14 protein-coding genes and 1 other annotated feature are annotated in these 18813 nt (G+C 52.6%); of the genes, 10 read left to right on the top strand and 4 right to left on the bottom strand.

Features of this window, described 5'->3' with window-relative positions; genetic code table 11:
* The first annotated feature begins 679 nt into the window (after positions 1-679).
* The 5 genes from AC0LWT_RS02450 to AC0LWT_RS02430 all read left to right on the top strand — a co-directional run bounded on the left by AC0LWT_RS02450 (position 680) and on the right by AC0LWT_RS02430 (position 8735).
* Positions 680-925 (top strand): oligopeptide/dipeptide ABC transporter ATP-binding protein, encoded by a 246-nt coding sequence (locus tag AC0LWT_RS02450; RefSeq protein WP_474679613.1) that lies wholly within the window; start codon positions 680-682, stop codon positions 923-925.
* 75 nt (positions 926-1000) lie between these two features.
* Positions 1001-1256: a binding site (T-box leader), on the top strand.
* An 86-nt stretch (positions 1257-1342) separates the two neighbouring features.
* Positions 1343-4423 (top strand): isoleucine--tRNA ligase, encoded by a 3081-nt coding sequence (ileS, locus tag AC0LWT_RS02445; protein ID WP_474679612.1) that lies wholly within the window; start codon positions 1343-1345, stop codon positions 4421-4423.
* A gap of 160 nt (positions 4424-4583) precedes the next feature.
* The gene (locus AC0LWT_RS02440) at positions 4584-5810 is read left to right on the top strand and encodes a MerR family transcriptional regulator (protein ID WP_474679611.1); all 1227 of its coding nucleotides are present in this window, start codon (positions 4584-4586) and stop codon (positions 5808-5810) included.
* A 737-nt stretch (positions 5811-6547) separates the two neighbouring features.
* Positions 6548-7498 carry a GDP-mannose pyrophosphatase NudK gene (gene nudK / locus AC0LWT_RS02435; RefSeq protein WP_474679610.1) on the top strand — a complete coding sequence of 317 codons (951 nt, stop codon included), beginning with the start codon at positions 6548-6550 and terminating at the stop codon, positions 7496-7498.
* A 118-nt stretch (positions 7499-7616) separates the two neighbouring features.
* Positions 7617-8735, top strand: coding sequence for a GerAB/ArcD/ProY family transporter (locus AC0LWT_RS02430; RefSeq protein ID WP_474679609.1), 1119 nt, complete (start codon positions 7617-7619; stop codon positions 8733-8735).
* Here AC0LWT_RS02430 and AC0LWT_RS02425 read toward each other — a convergent pair.
* The 4 genes from AC0LWT_RS02425 to AC0LWT_RS02410 form a co-directional block, all read right to left on the bottom strand.
* Positions 8724-8951 (bottom strand): hypothetical protein, encoded by a 228-nt coding sequence (locus AC0LWT_RS02425; RefSeq protein ID WP_474679608.1) that lies wholly within the window; start codon positions 8949-8951, stop codon positions 8724-8726. The two genes, AC0LWT_RS02430 and AC0LWT_RS02425, sit on opposite strands and share 12 nt — an antisense overlap.
* Entirely contained in the window at positions 8951-10135 is a 1185-nt protein-coding gene (locus tag AC0LWT_RS02420) for a Ger(x)C family spore germination protein (RefSeq protein WP_474679607.1), read from the bottom strand. Before AC0LWT_RS02420 ends, AC0LWT_RS02425 begins: the two co-directional genes overlap by 1 nt.
* Entirely contained in the window at positions 10132-11682 is a 1551-nt protein-coding gene (locus AC0LWT_RS02415; protein WP_474679606.1) for a spore germination protein, read from the bottom strand. Before AC0LWT_RS02415 ends, AC0LWT_RS02420 begins: the two co-directional genes overlap by 4 nt.
* Before the next feature lie 208 nt (positions 11683-11890).
* Entirely contained in the window at positions 11891-12037 is a 147-nt protein-coding gene (locus AC0LWT_RS02410; RefSeq protein WP_474679605.1) for a sporulation protein YjcZ, read from the bottom strand.
* A 347-nt stretch (positions 12038-12384) separates the two neighbouring features.
* Here AC0LWT_RS02410 and AC0LWT_RS02405 point away from each other — a divergent pair, with 347 nt between their 5' ends.
* The 5 genes from AC0LWT_RS02405 to AC0LWT_RS02385 all read left to right on the top strand — a co-directional run bounded on the left by AC0LWT_RS02405 (position 12385) and on the right by AC0LWT_RS02385 (position 18752).
* Positions 12385-13500, top strand: a complete 1116-nt coding sequence (locus tag AC0LWT_RS02405) for a glycoside hydrolase family 88/105 protein (protein WP_474679604.1) — start codon at positions 12385-12387, stop codon at positions 13498-13500.
* The gene (locus tag AC0LWT_RS02400) at positions 13497-15002 is read left to right on the top strand and encodes a response regulator (RefSeq protein WP_474679603.1); all 1506 of its coding nucleotides are present in this window, start codon (positions 13497-13499) and stop codon (positions 15000-15002) included. The genes AC0LWT_RS02405 and AC0LWT_RS02400 overlap by 4 nt, the downstream gene beginning before the upstream one ends.
* Position 15003: 1 nt before the next feature.
* Entirely contained in the window at positions 15004-16752 is a 1749-nt protein-coding gene (locus tag AC0LWT_RS02395) for a cache domain-containing sensor histidine kinase (protein WP_474679602.1), read from the top strand.
* A gap of 176 nt (positions 16753-16928) precedes the next feature.
* Positions 16929-17846 (top strand): ABC transporter permease, encoded by a 918-nt coding sequence (locus tag AC0LWT_RS02390; protein WP_474679601.1) that lies wholly within the window; start codon positions 16929-16931, stop codon positions 17844-17846.
* 24 nt (positions 17847-17870) lie between these two features.
* Positions 17871-18752, top strand: coding sequence for a carbohydrate ABC transporter permease (locus AC0LWT_RS02385; protein WP_474679600.1), 882 nt, complete (start codon positions 17871-17873; stop codon positions 18750-18752).
* Positions 18753-18813 lie beyond the last annotated feature (61 nt).

Here is an 18813-nt window from a genome sequence, read left to right as displayed (position 1 = left end):
GCCTGCAGCGATAAATTCCTGCAAATCTGCAGTTTTTTTCGCCGAATTCGGGGCTCAGCTCTATCTGGAGCGGGAATTCCTGCACTATCGCAGGCTTTTGCTCCAAACGAGCCGTTTCTGCCTAAAAAGCCTGCACTTTTGCAGGCTTTGCGGGCTAGCGAGCCGCTTCACAAACGGCAGCCCCGGTCTCTGGACGGCAAACGAGGTTACCCGCCGGTCGCGCCCCCGCACTCGCGCAACAGCGGGCAGTCCGCCCCCGCCGGTCGCGCCTGCACGCATGCAACAGTGGCCAGTCCGCCCCCGCACTCGCGCAACAGCGGCCGGTCCGCCCCCGCCGGTCGCGCCCCCCGCACTCGCGCAACAGCGGGCAGTCCGCCCCCGCCGGTCGCGCCTGCACGCATGCAACAGTGGCCAGTCCGCCCCCGCACTCGCGCAACAGCGGCCGGTCCGCCCCCGCCGGTCGCGCCCCCCGCACTCGCGCAACAGCGGGCAGTCCGCCCCCGCCGGTCGCGCCCCCCGCACTCGCGCAACAGCGGCCAATCCGCCCCCGCCGGTCGCCCCTGCGCGCATGCAACAGTGGGCTATGCCGCCCACGATCTGTCCGTCGTGCGGCATATCAGCGATCGCGTAGCGGTCATGTATTTGGGCAAAATCGTCGAAATCGCCGATTGGCGCACGCTTGTACGAGAGCCCGCTCCATCCCCGCACGCAGGCGCTGCTGGCGGCTGTGCCGATTCCCGACCCGTTCGTGGAGGAACGGCGCGAGCGGGTGCTCATTTCCGGCGAGGTGCCGAGCCTGCTGAACAAGCCGCAGGGCTGCAGCTTCTCGAACCGCTGCCCGCTGGCGAACCGGGAATGCCGGGAGACCGAGCCCGCTTTGCGAACGGTGGCGAACGGGCATGGCGTCGCTTGCATCAAAGCATGACGCTTGTGCGGGGGCTTTTGCCTGCTTGACATTTTGGGGAAATAGGTGTACAAATAAAATAATTGAATGTTCCGAACAAATTCGTTGACGAGAACGAGTACGTTATTTCCTTGTTCCCCAGAGAGTTGGCCTTGCGCTGAAAGCCAATGTACAAGATGTAACCGAAAATCCTCTCCGAGAAGGAAAGCTGAAGCAAGGAAGTAAGCTGCCCCGGGATTCCGCCGTTACAAGGAACGCGTATGATGGTACGCTGATGGAGGTGCCGCAGATCGGATTCATGCCGGTCGGTGCGGAACAAGGGTGGTATCGCGAGTTGAATCTCGTCCCTTACGGGGCGGGATTTTTTTGTTTTTTTCGCACCTTTTTCGGAGCTGTTAATTTGGATGGGATGAACCCAAAAAAGAGAGGGATACTCGCATGAGAAAAGTCGATGTGAAAGAAAAAGCCAGAACCCGCGAGCTGCGCGTTCTTGAGCAGTGGAAGCAAAACGATACGTTCCGCCAATCGGTGGAACACCGTCAGGGAAGGCCGAACTTCGTATTTTACGAAGGTCCGCCGACGGCCAACGGCAAGCCGCATATCGGGCACGTGCTCGGCCGCGTCATCAAAGATTTTATCGGCCGCTACAAAACGATGTCCGGCTACCGCGTCGTCCGCAAGGCCGGATGGGATACGCACGGGCTCCCGGTCGAGCTGGGGGTGGAAAAGCAGTTGGGCATTTCGGGCAAGCAGGAGATCGAAAAATACGGCGTCGCCGAATTCGTAAGCAAGTGCAAGGCGAGCGTTTTCGAATACGAGCGGCAGTGGCGCGAGCTGACGGAAGGGATCGCTTATTGGACGGATATGGAGCACCCTTACGTGACGCTGACGAACGATTACATCGAGAGCGTGTGGCACATTTTATCGACGATCCACGGCAAAGGCTTGCTCTACAAGGGCCACCGCGTCAGCCCGTACTGCCCGGATTGCCAGACGACGCTCAGTTCGCACGAAGTGGCGCAGGGCTATGAGGATGTCAAGGACTTGAGCGCGACGGTCATGTTCAAAAGCAAGCAGGGCGGCGAAAGCTTCCTCGCCTGGACGACTACGCCGTGGACACTTCCTGCGAACGTGGCGCTGGCGGTCCATAAAGACGTCGATTACGTGAAAGTAAGGCAAAACGGAGAGATTTACATCGTGGCCCAAAATCTCGCCGACAAGGTGATGACCGGCAGCTATGAAATCGTGTCCGTTCATAAAGGAGCGGAGTTCGTAGGCACCGCCTATGAGCCGCCGTTCGGCTATATCGGCGTAAGCAAAGGGCACATCGTCGTCGACGCCGATTATGTCAGCGATGCGAGCGGCACCGGCATCGTGCATATCGCTCCGGCGCATGGGGAAGACGATTACCGGACGGCGCGCCAGCACGGGCTCGATTTTGTGAACGTCGTCAAACCGGACGGAACTTATTCGGATACGATTACCGAATTCGCCGGCCGTTTTGTCAAAGATTGCGACGTCGACATCGTGAAGCGCTTGTCTGAGCGCGGCCTGCTTTTTTCCAAGGAGCGGTACGAGCACAGCTATCCGTTCTGCTGGCGCTGCAAAACGCCGCTGCTCTATTATGCGATGGAAAGCTGGTTTATCCGCACGACAGCGGTCAAAGACGAGCTGATCCGCAACAACAGCGGGATCGAATGGCATCCGGCGCATCTGCGCGAAGGGCGCTTCGGCAAATTTTTGGAGGAGCTTGTCGATTGGAACATCAGCCGCAACCGTTATTGGGGCACTCCGCTTAACGTCTGGACGTGCCAAGATTGCGGCGGCGAGTATGCGCCGGGGAGCCTGCGCGATTTGCAGGGCAAATCGCTGTATCCGCTGGACGACAATCTGGAGCTGCACAAGCCTTACGTAGATGAAGTGAAGCTGCGCTGCTCCTGCGGCGGCACGATGACGCGAACGCCTGAAGTGATCGACGTATGGTTCGACAGCGGATCGATGCCGTTTGCGCAATACGGCCACCCGTTCGGCGACGAGGAGCAGTTCCGCGAGCAATATCCGGCCGATATGATTTGCGAGGGGATCGACCAGACGCGCGGCTGGTTTTTCAGCCTGCTGGCCGTATCGACGCTTTATAACGGCCAACTGCCGTATAAAGCCGTCATCTCGACAGGCCACGTCCTTGACGAGAACGGGCAAAAAATGTCCAAAAGCAAGGGCAATGTCATCGATCCGTGGGAGATCATTGAGGAATTCGGCACGGACGCGTTCCGCTGGGCGCTGCTGTCCGACAGCGCGCCATGGAACAGCAAGCGGTTCTCGAAGCAGATCGTCGCGGAGGCGAAGTCCAAAGTCATCGATACGATCAACAATACGCACGCTTTTTATGCGCTGTATGCAACGATCGACGGTTACAATCCGGACAATCATCCTGAGCAGGCTTCCGCAAACGAATTGGACCGCTGGCTTCTCTCACGGCTGAACAGCACCGTGCGTCAAGTGGTGAAAGGGCTGGATGCCGTCGATTTCCTGAATCCGGCGAAGCAGCTCGAAGCGTTCGTCGACGAATTGAGCAACTGGTACATCCGCCGTTCGCGCGACCGCTTCTGGGGCAGCGAAATGACGGCGGACAAGGTGTCCGCCTACCAGACGCTGCGCAGCGCGCTGCTGACGCTCGCCCGGCTGATCGCGCCGTACGCTCCGCTCATTGCCGAAGATATCTATGGCAATCTCGGCGGCGAAGGCAGCGTCCATCTGGCCGATTATCCGCAGGCGGACGAGGCCGTCATCGATGCGGCGCTGGAGAGCGGCATGGAGAAAGCGCGGCAAGTCGTCGAGCTGGCGCGCAGCATCAGAAACGAGACCGGAATCAAGACCCGGCAGCCGCTATCCGAGCTGATCGTGTCATTCGGCGGCGATTTCGACCTGAGCCGGTTCGAGGATATCGTCAAAGACGAAATCAACGTCAAGCAAATCCGCGTGGAACAGGACGACAACGGCTTCGTCAACTTCCAATTGAAGCTGAACCTAAAGGCGGCCGGCAAAAAATACGGGAAAATGGTCGGGCCGATCCAAAGCCATTTGAAGCAGTTATCCGCTGCCGAGACCAGGCAGGCTGTCGGCAACGCCTTTGTGGACGCAGTGATCGAAGGCGAAGCGGTGCGGATCGCTCTGGATGAGCTGCTCATCGAGAAGCAGGCCCGGGAAGGTTTCGCTTCCGCCTCCGGCTACCAGATGACCGTGGCGCTGAACACCGCGATCACGGAGGAGCTGGAGCAGGAAGGCCTCGTGCGCGAAGTCGTCCGCGCGATTCAAGACTACCGCAAAAAGCTCGATTTGCCGATTGAGCGGCGGGTGAATCTCGTTTTGGACGCCGATGCGCAGCTGCAGGAAGCGCTGCAGCGCTATGAAGCTGTTTTGCGGGACAATGTGCTCCTTGCCGGCATTCGTTTTGCTCAAGCGGCGGGCATGGAGTCCGTGCAGATCGGAGACCGCAGCTTCGGTTTGCTGCTTGAGTAAATCTAGTAACTGTAACCTAATCAGAGCCGTGGGCCTTATCGATGGACCCCCGGCTCTGATTTTGTTGGAATCCTGCGTGACCAGCTGCAGTCTTAAATAAAGCTTGAAGGTGACGTAACGTCACCGGATATAATAGAAATCACGAGAGGAGGACGAATGCTTGAAGCCGGAGGAACGCCAATACTTGACAACAGGTCAGCTCGCGCGGCGAACGGGAATGACTCTGCGCACACTCCGCTATTACGACAAGATCGGCTTGCTAAAGCCGGCACAGTACAACCATGCTTCCGCCCGCCTGTATAGCACAGAAGATGTGGCACGGCTGCAAAAGATCCAGATGCTGAAATACATCGGGTTATCCCTGGCCGAGATCAGTCAAATCATCCTGAACGATACAGCCCCGGAATTGGACCTGAGAGACTCTTTGAAGATGCAAAAAGATATCATCCGACACAAGATCGCTCATATGCAGTATGTGTACAGAACTATTGAAGAGGCGATAGGTATGGTAGATGAGCAGGGACAGGAAGTCGATTGGGAAGGTTTGGCGGACATTATCCAAACGATCCATAAGGAAAAGGACTGGAGCGAGCAGTACCATAATGCGGTTCGGCTGCAGGCAAGAATACGTCTGTACGACCGGTTTAGTCGGAACAAGCTTGGATGGCACCGGTGGTTTTTTGAACATCTGGCCGCGTTCCCCGGCCTCAAGATATTGGAGCTCGGCTGCGGTGACGCGGCGTTATGGCGAAGAAATGCGGACCGCATTCCCGAAACGTGGAGCATCACGCTCACGGATCTGTCGGCAGGGATGCTTGACGAGGCCCGGATGAGCCTGGGCGAACACAGCGGGCGGTTCAAATTCCTGCTTGCCGACGCCCAAGCGATTCCTTTTCACGACAACGAGTTCGATATCGTAATCGCCAATCACATGCTTTATCATGTGTTGGACATCAGCCGGGCCGTTTCGGAGATGCACCGTGTGCTGAAGCCGGGCGGCTGCTTGTACGCCTCAACGATGAGCCGAAGTCATTTGCAGGAAATCGAGCAGTTGGTCCAAGCTTTTGATCCGCATATTCAGGTGCTGGACCCTGTAATGGAACGCTTCCAGTTGGATAACGGGAAAGAGGTGCTGCAGACTTCTTTTACGGAGATCGAGCAGATCCGGTTTGAGGATTATATGCTGGTTGACGAGGTGAACCCGCTCCTTCATTACATCACTTCAACTCCGATGAATGCGAGGAAGGTTCTTGTCGGCGAGAGGCTCGACCAATTCACGGCCTATTTGCGGGCCAGGATAGCGGAAAAAGGGAGCCTCTACATCACGAAGGATTCGGGATTTTTTTGTGCCAGAAAAAGCGGGCCGCCGGGAGTCTCGCGCGCCTGAAGCCAGCGGCCTCTCTGCCTGGACGCGTGAAGCAAGGGCCCTTATGCCATTTGGCGGCCCCTATACTGCACGAAAATGGCGCGTTGCCGGTTATTTTCAGGGCAGCTCGGCCCGGTTGCGCGAAGAAAGCCTGCAAAAGTGCAGTTTTTTTGCTCCTTCATGCGCGTTTTCGGACAATTCCTGCAATTGTGCAGGCTTTTCCCCGCGTACAAGGACACAGATTCATTTTGATCGGAAATTCCTGCACAATCGCAGGTATTTCGCCAAACTGGACCATTATCGGAGAAAAAGCCTGCACTTTCGCAGGCTTTCGCCCGGTCCGGCCTGGTCCGGCCTGGTCCGGCCTGGTCCGGCCTGGTCCGGCCTGGTCCGGCCTGGTCCGGCCTGGTCCGGCCCGGTCCGGCCTGGTCCGGCCTGGTCCGGCCTGGTCCGGCCTGGTCCGCCCGGTCTCGGTCCGGTCTGGTCCGGCCTGGTCCGGCCTGGTCCGGCCTGGTCCGCCCGGTCCGGCCTGGTCCGTCCCGGTCCAGGCCCAGTCCCGCATAACCTGCCAAGCCGATTCATGACCGCCCGCTGTGCAGCATCCCGCCAGTTCGTCGGAACCCCCGCGGCTCCGGTCCCCTTCCCACTGCCCTGCGCCGGGAGAGGCACCTGCGGGAACAAACGACAGCGCCTCAAATTAGGAGCCTCCCTTGTGGCGCGACTTTCTTAGCAAGCTGAGAGGATAAGGAGACTAAGTTATGAAACCGAACATCGAAATGGTGAAAGAAGAAGTTTTATCGAACAATTGGTACGTGTTAAAGAAGCTAACCTTCAATTATCAAAAGCGTGACGGCAGCTGGGAAACACAAGCCAGAGAAGCGTACGACCGCGGCAACGGCGCCGTGATTCTGCTGTATAATCGGGACAAGCAAACCGTCATTCTGACCAGGCAATTTCGAATGCCGACTTATATGAACGGAAATGAAACCGGGATGCTTATTGAGGCTTGCGCCGGGCTGTTGGATAATGATTCGCCGGAGGATTGCATTCGACGTGAAGCGGAAGAGGAAACCGGCTACCGGGTGACCAACGTTCACAAGGTGGGAGAGGCGTATATGTCCCCGGGCTCGGTCACGGAAATCCTATATTTCTTCGTGGCGGAATATGCTTCGCATATGCATTCGGGTCAGGGCGGAGGCATAGAGGAAGAACAGGAAGAAATTGAAGTGCTGGAGCTGCCCTTCGGGCAGGCGCTGAATATGGTGGAGAACGGTGAAATCCGTGATGCAAAAACGATTATGCTGCTGCAATACGCCCAACTGCACGGGCTGCTTCAATCCGCGACCAAGCCTGAGCAAATCCTGATAGCGGGGCCTTACCGTTCCAGCACGGGAGATGACCCGGCGCTCATCGAGGCCAATATGCGGCTGATGAATGAAACGGCCCTGCGCGTTTATGAGATGGGGCATATGCCGGTCCTCGGCGAATGGTACGCCCTGCCGCTAATGGCAACGGCCGGATCGCGCCGGATCGGAGATGAAATATTCGACCGTATGTTTCACCCGTCAGCCGTCCGGCTGTTATCCCATTGCGACGCGGTTCTTAGAATAGGAGGGCCGTCCAGGGGAGCCGATGAAATGGTGAGAACCGCTGAGGCCAAGGGCAAAAAAATATACCTCGACCTGAGTGATATTCCAGTTCTAATTTAGGTATATCTGCGAACAACCGCCGTCATGAGCCGCCACCCGCGCCCGCAGCTGTTGCAACCCTGCCGTATTGGCATAAATCAGCTTTTCCAAGGGAATAATAGGAAAAGTCCATTAAGAAATGATGTGCTACACATACGTGCAAATAAATGAAAAAATATCCGGTTATCAGCTCAGCCTGCTTTTTTTTACCTTTATCGTCTCTACGCTCATTTTATCCGTTCCGGGGATTATGGTATCCTTCGCCAAGCAAAATGCCTGGATATCCATTATCCCTGCTTCCATTACCGGGATCGTTAACATCTACGCGCTGACCGCCCTGGCGGTTCGTTATCCCGGTCTGTCGATCATTCAGTACGCATCCGCGATTTGCGGCAAGTGGATAGGGAAACTTCTCGGGTTTTATTTTATGTACTATTTGTTTTTCTTCATTTCCAGTACTGTAAACGAACATGCCGGGTTTCTTAATACCGTTCTCTTGACGTATACACCTCCCCTAGTATTGATGGTCTCTTTGCTCGCGCTGTGCGGCCTTGCCGTGATCTCTGGGATAGAGTCCATTGCGAGGTGCAATGAGGTCATTTTTCTGATCATCCTGACCCTGCTTATCCCTGTCTTTATCTTCTCCTTCCGGGATGCGGATCCTGCCCGTTTGACCCCGGTTCTTGGGGACGGGGTGATTCCGGTTATTAAAGGGGCAATCGTCCCATCCGCTTGGATGAGCCAATTTTTCTTCCTCGGTTTCTTTCTGCCTTACTTGAATGAGAAGCCGCAAACCGTTCGCAAAACATTGATGGCATCGCTAGGCGGAGTCATTGTATTAATTATGGTCATCAACGTCATGACGGTCATGATATTGGGGCCGATCACCTCCCGATTGAAGTTTGCCTTTTTGAATGTGATCAAATACACAACGATCATTGGCCCCTTGGAAAGGCTTGAAGCCATTGCTGTATCCATTTGGATTCTTGGCATTTATGTCAAGGTTTGTATGCTGCTCTTCATGTTTTGTTTAAGTACGAGCCAATTGTTCGGTATTCGCAATTACCGGCAAACTGTCGTTCCGGTCACTTTGTTATCGGCTGTCGGCTCGCTTTGGATTTTCAAAAATGCGGCTGAATTTCAGTCCTGGATTACGTTTACATATCCGATACTGGCTCTCTTTACACAAAGTTTTCTGCCGATCGTACTGCTTGCCATAGATACGATAAAAGCAAAAGTCTCGAAGCTAGGGCGATAATATCGATTTGCCGATAGATTCAAAGACGATTTTGTAAGGAATTACAAAGCTTGGAACATCGATTCCAGCAATGAGAAGGGAGCCTACAATTGCGGAAATGGACATCAATAACGCATATACGACGGCTTCCCGTTTGTCGCCGCAGCTCCATAAACGGCGAATCTGATAAATCGTGAATCCGGCCGTACAAGCCACATATCCGGCCAAAAATAACATTATTTCACAATCTCCTGTTCTTTATGCTGCAGCGAAGGGCCAATTGCTCCAGTGTTTTTTATGGTGAGGTTTACGGATACGGATATATCTGCCGTTTCAAAATATCGATCCCACTGTTTTTCAACGGTGCGCCACTTTTTGGGGTTTTTCCTGTTCAATTGCAGCCCGAACCCTACGATATCTGTCTTGAACTGGGTTTGTATTTTGCGTAAAAACGCATTCATATTTGTTTGAATCCGCTTCTCCAGAGCCTGCTTGACCATATCGATATTTTTCGGCTCGCTAATATCAAGCGAGGTATTGTTTTCAATCACATCCCCCGATCCTTTTAGATCGATATGAAATTTTAAGGTTTCCCCGCTTGAGGCAGCATCGATTTTGATTTGGCTGTCTGTCATGATAAATCCGACATTTCCTGCTCCTTCAGGCAAATCAGCGGAAATTTTATCCGTCTTTTTGTTTTTCTTAAACCAAAGAAATTCGTGCGTCTCGGCATTGTTCAAATATCCGACCAGTTTAGACGATTTAAACACGGCGGTTTCGTTGATGCGGAACAGCTTGTCCTCTCCCGCCTGCCCTGACCTGTAAAAATGATCGGGCTCCAGAACCCCTACGGTCGGACTCATGCCTTCGCTTTCCGAAGCAATCATGTAATCGCGCATAGTGACAGCCGTCCCTTCTCCCCGCAGCAGTTCCATTTCCTTCAAGGCTTCGGCAGGCACCAATTCATACGGATATTTGACTTTGAGCAAATCCTCCGCATTTTTTCCTTTAACGACAAAGATATATACATTCAAACGGTTTCTCGGTTGGCGGGAAAACGCATCGAGAATGTCTCTAAGTCCCTGTCTAGCCAAGGATTCCCCAATCAAAATGACGCTTCGGTGCGCAAAGAACAAGGTGCGGGACATTTTTTGCTGAAGTTTCTGTTCCAGATCGGTTCCATTTTTGCCAACCGCCGAAATCAGAAAAAATCGGTCCGCTTCTTTCGAAACTCCGGCTCCCGATGTCTGGGAAGAGGGTGCGGGAACAGCGATCTGAATCGTTGTCTTGATTTTGCCGTTTTCCGTCAAGTCCATACCAGTTCCCATGACGAGCCCGAGATCATTGATTTCTTTTCGATCCCAGCATCCTGTATTCAGCAGTAAAAGCAGCAGCGCCCCGATCGCTATCCATGGCTTCACTTATTCTCACTTCCTTCCTGCCGCGCAGCTTCGACGGCCTTTTCGTGAGAAGGTGCGGAGATGCCGGTACCTTTGTTGTCGGGAGTCCGCAGCCAAACATCTTTAAAGGCTCTTAACGAAAATGGCGCGATCGGCATAAAGTAAGGAACGCCAAACGATTTCAATTGAACTACATAGAGCAAAATGCCCAAAAAACCGAGTGCTACGCCGTATAGGCCCAACGATCCCGCCAAAAGAATAATTGGAAATCTCAACAATCGGACCCCGTTTGAAAAAGAAAATCGGGGGATAAGAAGAGCGGCGATACCCGTTGTCGATACGACAATAACGATGGGCGCCGAAATAAAGCCCGCTTGCACGGCTGATTGCCCAATGACAAGACCGCCTACGATGCTTACTGTCTGGCCTATAGATTTTGGCAAATGGATGCCTGCCTCACGCAGCGCTTCGAACATAATTTCCATCAATAGAGCCTCAATCATAATGGGAAAAGGTACCGGCTCCCGTGCCGAAGCGATGCTTAGCAGCAAGCTTGTCGGGATCATTTCTTGGTGATAGGACGTTACCGCAACAAAGAGGGAAGGAGCAAAAATGGCGATAAATAGAAAAATAAAACGAATCCATCTTGAGAACGTAGCTATCGGGTAACGGAGGTAGTAATCATCGCTTGCCTGTAAACCGGTCCAGAACGTGATCGGTACGATCATAACGAAAGGCGTATTGTCGACCAGTATGGCAACCCTTTTTTCCAGCAAGCTGCCAGCCACGACATCCGGCCGTTCCGTGATGTGCACATGAGGGAAGATGGGGAATTTATCGCCTATAATAAGTTCCTCGATCGTACCGGATTCCAATACTCCGTCGATGCGAATGGATTTGATTTTATTCCGCACTTGACTTACGACAGAATCATCGGCGAGTCCTTCAATATAAGCAATCAGCACCTTTGTTTCCGTTAGTGCGCCTACGGTGAAAGCCTCCATTTTAAGACGCGGGGTTCGGATGATGTTGCGAAGCAGGCTCACATTGACAGATTGTCTCTCGATAAAGCCTTCTTTTGGCCCCCGAATAACAGGTTCGGATGTGGGCTCTTCAATGGATCTGTGGATGATTTTGTTTGTTGCAAAGCAGACAGCTTTAGCCTGACCGTCGGTAAACACGGCCGCATATCCGCGCAGGACGAGCCGGATAATATCCGGCCACTTCGAAGCCGCGATCTTAATATCTGTCTGAAAAGCATTTCCGTCGCCGAGTTCCGTTAGTGCCGCAATTGGATGATGATGTTCAATAACCAGGGGTTTGAAGATTTGTTCTTTCAATTTTGTGTCGTCAACTAACGATTCGAGATAAACAATGAATTGCTTTCGAGTCTCACCCGGATGTTGAATGTATTGACAAACCAGATCCGAACATTTTTGAAACTCTTTTTTTATGAAATATTCATTTCGGATAATGTCTGCATCTAATTCTTTCTCTTCGATTTCAAGATCGGGTTCAGTGATCATCGGGGACTTGCCGGCCAGCCATTTGCGCAGCCTAATCGTCATCGCTAGAATCCTCCGCCAAACACATTTGCGATTAGAATTTGTTGCTTGTTCAGGATTTATTCGTCAATTTGGAAAAAAAGGCCATGACAATGGATCGCTCGTACCAATGCCGCATCAAGCGCAAAAAGCAATCCTTGGCGGAATGCCGTCGGATTGCTTTTTGGCTGCCGGCTGCGACGCTGGGCCGCTGCCGGCTATTAACGCTTTTTTACCAGGAGAAAGTTGTCAATACGATAACCAGCAGAATGAACAGAACCAGAATCGCTGCTGTGCTAGTACCGACTCCGACTCCGCAGCATGAAGATCCGTAACCGCCGCCGTAACCGCCATAACCGCCGTATCCCAAAAATGCCATATCCAGTCACCCCTTTTCAAAATGGTTTGATCGGTACATTTACGCAAAAAAGAATAAGGGGTGCGATGTCGTTAACCGTGTGTGTCCAGAACGTTATTTACGAATCACCCCTTATTAAATGTACCTTCGCAGTCATTATATGAACGCAGCATTCTGGATGCTTGGATTAATAACTATGCTTTTTTTGCAAATTTCTGTGAAAGAAAAGATAGAAACGGCTGCAGGGGCAAACGCAAAAAAGTGATACGTATCGAAGAAATATGGAATGTGCGAATAGGCGGATGTCTGCTACAATGGTTTGTACAGGCTGTGCAGAGAACAATTGACGAGAAAGGAAGATATACCCGATGACTCAAGCTTGGTCCATACGCATGACCGATTCATTCATACGGCAGTATCCGTTGGTATCCGATATGCCTTTTCAGAGGAGAAGATGCTGGAATTATGAAAACGGTTGCATGCTGACGGCGATCGAACGCGTCTGGCGGCAGACGAAGGATGACCGTTATTTCGACTATATCCGGACGAATATGGATTTATTTATCGGGCCGGACGGCTGTATCGACACGTATCGCCTGGAAGAATACAACGTAGATCAAATCAATCAAGGAAAAGCGCTGTTCGTGCTTGACGAGCAGACCGGCGATGCGCGGTACCGCCATGCGCTGGAGCTGCTGATGACGCAGATGAAAAGCCATCCGCGGACGAGCGGAGGCGGGCTGTGGCACAAAAAAATATACCCGTACCAAATGTGGCTGGACGGCGTGTACATGACCTCTCCGTTCCTTGCGCAGTATGCCAAGACGTTCGGCGCGGCCGAATGGTTTGACGATGTGGCGCACGAGATTTTGTTGATGGAACGGGTGGCGCGCGATTCGAAGAGCGGGCTGCTGTATCACGGCTGGGACGAAAGCGGGGAGCAGCGCTGGGCCGACAAGGAATCCGGCTGCTCGCCGCACTTTTGGAGCCGGGCCATTGGCTGGTACATCATGGCGATTGTCGACGTTCTCGACTTTTTACCGGCCGATCATCCGAAGCGGGGCATCGTGATCGGGATATTTTACCGCTTGATGGAGGCGATTGTCCGGGTGCAGGATGAGGCGTCGGGATTGTGGTATCAAGTGGCGGATCACGGGGGCCGGGAAGGCAACTATTTGGAGGCTTCGGGATCTGCGATGTTCGTCTACGCCTTGGCGAAAGGCGCAAGAAAAGGATATTTAAGCGAATCCGCGTTTGCGGCTGCGGGCAAAGGGTTCCAGGGCTTGCTGGACCGCTGCGTCGAAGAAGATTCGGACGGCAGTCTGCATGTGAATCAAATATGCAGCGTCGCCGGGCTCGGCGGAACACCTTACCGGGACGGCTCGTACGCCTATTATATTAGCGAGCCCGTACGCCGGGACGATCCCAAAGGTTTCGCGCCTTTCGTCATGGCTTGCCTGGAAATGGAGCATCGGAGGGAGTGACGTTGTTTCACATTCTCATTGCAGACGACGAATACATCGAAAGAGAAGGCATCAAGCTGTTGATCAACAAATACAAGCTGCCGCTTGCGGTGACGGAAGCCGAGAACGGCGAAGAGGCGCTGGACATTTTAGCAGCCCGCCCCATCGATATTTTGTTCACGGATATCAAAATGCCGTTCATGGACGGCCTGGAATTATGCCGCAGAGCCAGAGAACGTTTTCCGGAGCTGAAAATAATGATTTTCAGCGCTTACGGCGAGTTCGAATACGCCCAGCGGGCCATTCATTACAACATTTTTTCTTATTTGCTCAAGCCGGTTGACGTTCACGATTTCGTCAGGGAGTTTACCCATGTCATCGATTTGTGCAAAAAAGAGCAGGAGCAGACCAAGGAAACCGTGCTGCTCGAAATGATCGACAGTAAGCGTGCATCCGCCCAGCTCGCCGAGCGGTTGGCGTACGCCGGAATGGATTTCAGCGATAAGCGGACGCAAATGATTCTTGTCGATTTTGACAATAACGTGTTTGACGTCAAGCATGACGACTTCCCGGAGCGGGTCCGGGATCTCATCGCCGCCCCGTTCGAATATGCGAACTTGAACGAGAGCCAAAGCTTGCTCTTCATTTTGCATGAGGAGGGCGAGCTGAACGGGGAAGAGCAGCATCTTCTGGGCGGCAGGCTGAAGCAGCGGATAACGGAATCGTACGGGGAGCGGGTCACGCTCGTCATGGGCAGTCCGGTACAAGAGGCGCCGCAGCTTGCGGAACAATTTGAACGCATGGAGCACTTGCTGGAGTACAAGTTTTTCTTTCAGGAGAGCACGGTTCTGTACATGGATGAAACTCATGGGAAAGAAGAACTGACGGATGCGATTCCGAAGCTGATGGATACGATTTATTGGCATTTGGACGCAAAAGACGATTTCGGCTTTCGCAAAGGGGTCGAGCTTTTTTTCAAAACGGTTGACGGCAGCGGGCAGCATTCGGCCATTTACATTAAATACATGTGCGTCGAATTGGCCAAAAAAATAATGGAGAGGGCAGGGGGAGCGGACAGCAGCGAGTTTCGTGCCTGTGTGGAGGACATATTCGGCTCCAGATCCTTGGCCGAGGCGAGGCAGCGGCTGCTGACCGTGATGGGCATGCTGAACCGCGTGTCTGACGAGCGCGGCCCGGAATTTACCAAAAAAGTCATCAAAGACATATTGAAGCTGATTGAAGAAAATTATATGTTCGACATCAGTCTGAGGTGGATCGCCGACAAGGTGTATTTGACGCAGACGTATGTAAGCTATTTGTTCAGCAAGGAAGTCGGGCAGACGCTGATCAAATATATGACGCTCGTCCGCATGCAAAAGGCCGGGGAGCTGCTCAAAAGCACGAATATGACGATTGCCGATATTAGTGCGCAGGTAGGCTTTATGAACGATTCGTACTTTTGCAAAATTTTCAAAAACCATTACGGCATCAGTCCGGCCAAATTCAGAGAGACGAAGAGCTGATATGAGCACATTTTTGACCTACTTTCAAAATCTCAGGTTCAAGCAGAAGCTGTTCATTTCCTATATGGTCGTGTCCATCATTCCGGTTATCGTGCTCGGCGCGTTTTCCTATTATCAGGCCAGCCGTCTCCTGCTTCAGCAGGCGAAGCAAAGTCTCGACGGTTCGGTCAGCCAGATTGCGGAGACGATCAATTACCGGACAAAGCAGCATGAGTCGATCATTAATTCAATCACGCAAAACATCGTGTTCAAGCAAATTTTTATCGATAATTACGGTGACTTTCCCGTTCTGTACCGTGATTACGTCGACCCCTTTTTCAGCAATATTCTTGATTTCAACAAAGATATTTTGCAGATTTCCGTGTTTACGGACAATCCGAATATTTTGCGCGGGGAATACATTTTGCCGCTTCAGCTGACGAATGATTTGCAGTGGGCGGCCCGTCAGGCCGGCAGCAAACAAACGCAGTGGAATATCGTGAACGGCAAGCTGTTTGCCACCCGCACGTTTGCCGGCGACAATGCGCCGTCCGGAGGGAAAGCTCCGGCCGTTCTGTTTCTCAGCATTGACGCGGACAGCATGTTCAAAGATCTGGACGAGATCAAAGCGGATGCCTACGGCGTGCTCATTGCCGACAAGCAGGGGAAAGCGGTTTTGTCCAAAAGCAATCGCATGAGCCCGGGGGTGGACGAATCTTCCGTTTTGTCGCAAAATTTGCACGATAAAATCGGCTATTTTTCGCTGGACCGGACCGAATATATGTATATTGCCGAGGACATCCCGGAGCCGGGCTGGAAGCTCGTTTATTTTACGCCGAAGAACGGCATATCCGTCGATGCCAAAAGCATCGCGAGCGCTGCGGCGCTTACCGCCGTCATTTGTTTGGCCGTGCTGCTTTTCATTATTTGGATGTTTTCCAATACGTTTGTGAAACGGATTATTCATTTGAACAAGAAGATGCTTATCGTTGAGAACGGGAATTTGAAAATCGACGTGTCCAGCCGTTCGCACGATGAAATCGGGCAGCTGACGAACCGGTTCGGCAAAATGCTGAACAACATCAATACGCTGATCGAAGAAGTGTATCAAAGCAAAATCACGCAAAAAGAAGCTGAATTGAAAGCGCTGCAAACGCAGATCAATCCTCATTTTTTGTACAACACGCTATCGATTATTAATTGGAAGGCGCTGCAAATCGACGCGATGGAAATCAGCCGGATTACGAATACCGTTTCCCGCTTCTACCGTACGGTGCTGAACAAAGGGCGCAGCTTCATTCCCGTGAAAAATGAAATCGACAATGCCAAGGATTATATGCACATTCAGCTGATTATGCATAACAACAATTTCGATTTCGTGTGCGATGTCGACGAGGCGCTGCTGCGGTACGACATGATCAATCTCGTGTTTCAGCCGATTCTCGAAAATGCGCTCGAGCACGGGATCGACAAGCTGAGAAAAGGCAGCGCGAGAGGCCGCATTCTGCTTCGCGGATACGTGGCCGGCGATGATCTGGAGTTCGCCATCGAGGATAACGGGCCGGGCATGAGCCCGGAGCTGGCGGGCGAAGTGCTGACGATGAATACGACCGGCTATGGGCTAAAAAACGTGCACGACCGGATCCAGATCCGCTTCGGCCAGCCGTACGGGCTGCGAATCGAAAGCGAGGCGGGCAGAGGAACTATAGTTTATGTTGCTTTTCCGAAATATATGGCTGCAGAGACGCCTCCGCCCGGAGGCCGCCTTTGAATGCGAAGACCCCCTGCCAGCCGGGACAAAACCCGGACAGCATAGGGGTCTTTTTGCTGCCGCTGCACTGCGAACATCCGTAAAAAAATGATACGTATCGAAAAAATGTTGGATTTTTGCCGGACCGGCCATTTGCTACAATTCAATCTGTAGGGTGCAGAAAGGAGCTGAACGCAATGGATAACGGGACAACGCCCCTCATCAAGCTGATCCGCAGGGATAAGCTGCTTATTTTGATGTTTTTGCCGGTGTTTCTTTATTACTTCATTTTTTGTTATTTGCCGTTGCCGGGCATTCTCATCGCTTTTAAAAATTTTACGCCCGGGCACGGAATATTCGGAGGGGAATGGGTCGGTTTCAAATGGCTGATCCAGTTCGTCAATTCGCGGTATTTTTGGCGGCTTATGCGCAACACCTTTTTGCTCGCTTTTTACCCGCTGATCTTCGGGTTCTCCATTCCGATTTTGTTTGCGATTTGCATTGTGGAAATCAAACAGGGCCTATTCAAACGTTTTGCCCAAACGGTCACTTATTTGCCGCATTTTATTTCTACGGTCGTCGTCGCGGGCATGATCATCAACTTCCTGTCGCCGACGGACGGCATCGTCAATACGATGCTTGTGAAGCTGGGCATGGAAAAAATCAATTTCATGATGGCTCCCGAATGGTTCCGCCCGATCTTTACGGTGTCCGGCATATGGCAAAGCTTCGGCTTCAGCTCGATCATTTACATTGCCGCGATCATGGGGATCGATCAGGAAATGTACGATTCCGGCAAAATCGACGGCGTGAACAAATTTCAGGAAGTGTGGCACCTCACGCTTCCGAGCCTGAAGCCGACGATCGTCATCCTGCTGCTGCTGTCCATCGGCGGCATTATGAGCGTCAATTTCGAGAAAGTGTACCTGCTGTACAACGGGGCTACCTATGAAACGGGGGATGTGATCTCCACCTACGTGTACAGGCAGGGGATCGAGTCGCAAAACTTCGGGTTCGCCACGGCTGTAGGCTTGTTCAATTCGGTCATCAGTTTCATACTCGTTTATTTCGCCAACCAGATGAGCCGTCGTGTGAACGATATGTCGCTTTGGTAGGGTGTTCGCGGAAAGGAGGCCGTTATGGTTAAATCCTGGACGGACCGGAGCTTTTATGCGCTTGTCTACGGTATAGCCATTATCGCCGTTATCGTCACTTTGTACCCTTTTTTTTATGTCGTCAGCATATCGATGAGCTCCGTGGAGGCGATCGACAACAAGCTGGTCACGCTGCTGCCCGTCGATCCCAGCTTTGACGGCTACCGCATGGTGCTCGGTTATTCGGAACTGTGGCGGTCTTATTACAACACGATCTGGTATACGGTCGTAGGGACGCTGTTCAACATCGTCGCGACTTGTCTTGCGGCTTACCCGCTGTCGCGCAGGAAGTTTTTTTTGCGGAGAAAGCTCAATTTTTACATCGCTTTTACGATGTATTTTTCCGGGGGACTCATCCCGCTCTATATGGTCATTACGGAGCTCGGGCTTTACAATACGCGCTGGGCGATGGTGCTTCCCGTCCTCGTCAGCACGTTCAACGTCATGATTTTGCGCTCGGCCTTCGAGGGTATCCCGAATGAAATTTTTGAAAGCGCTAATATGGACGGGGCCAAAGATTTCACTCTGCTGTTCCGCATCGCGATACCGCTTGCCAAGCCGACGCTTGCCGTGCTTACGCTGTATTATGCGGTGGCGCATTGGAACGACTTTTTCAGCGCGCTGTTGTATCTGGGCAAGCAGGAGCTGCAGCCGCTGCAAATTTTTCTCCGCAGGGTGCTCATTATGGCTTCGCCGGAAATTATGCAGAAGATGGGCGGAGAAACGGCGGCCAAGGCGCTGGCGGTTTCGACGCTGCAAGTCCGGTACGTCTCGATTGTCGTCAGCATCGTGCCGATCATTGCGATTTATCCTTTCATTCAAAAATATTTTGTGCGCGGCATCACGTTAGGGGCAGTAAAAGGGTAGCAGTGCATCCTTACCGTATAAAGCGCAAGCGTTAGGTTAGCCATCTTAAGGAGGGTCACGA

Source organism: Paenibacillus sp. sgz302164, assembly GCF_056120505.1.
The sequence above is the reverse complement of the archived record's forward strand: the minus strand, read 5'-3'. Positions and strand labels throughout refer to the sequence as shown.

Bases quoted from the DNA above. Each gene is read 5' to 3' on its own strand.
- ileS (WP_474679612.1), top strand. From the start codon at position 1,343: ATGAGAAAAGTCGATGTGAAAGAAAAAGCCAGAACCCGCGAGCTGCGC.
- nudK (WP_474679610.1), top strand. From the start codon at position 6,548: ATGAAACCGAACATCGAAATGGTGAAAGAAGAAGTTTTATCGAACAAT.
- AC0LWT_RS02430 (WP_474679609.1), top strand. From the start codon at position 7,617: ATGATGTGCTACACATACGTGCAAATAAATGAAAAAATATCCGGTTAT.
- AC0LWT_RS02425 (WP_474679608.1), bottom strand. From the start codon at position 8,951: ATGTTATTTTTGGCCGGATATGTGGCTTGTACGGCCGGATTCACGATT.
- AC0LWT_RS02415 (WP_474679606.1), bottom strand. From the start codon at position 11,682: ATGACGATTAGGCTGCGCAAATGGCTGGCCGGCAAGTCCCCGATGATC.
- AC0LWT_RS02410 (WP_474679605.1), bottom strand. From the start codon at position 12,037: ATGGCATTTTTGGGATACGGCGGTTATGGCGGTTACGGCGGCGGTTAC.
- AC0LWT_RS02405 (WP_474679604.1), top strand. From the start codon at position 12,385: ATGACTCAAGCTTGGTCCATACGCATGACCGATTCATTCATACGGCAG.
- AC0LWT_RS02395 (WP_474679602.1), top strand. From the start codon at position 15,004: ATGAGCACATTTTTGACCTACTTTCAAAATCTCAGGTTCAAGCAGAAG.
- AC0LWT_RS02390 (WP_474679601.1), top strand. From the start codon at position 16,929: ATGGATAACGGGACAACGCCCCTCATCAAGCTGATCCGCAGGGATAAG.
- AC0LWT_RS02385 (WP_474679600.1), top strand. From the start codon at position 17,871: ATGGTTAAATCCTGGACGGACCGGAGCTTTTATGCGCTTGTCTACGGT.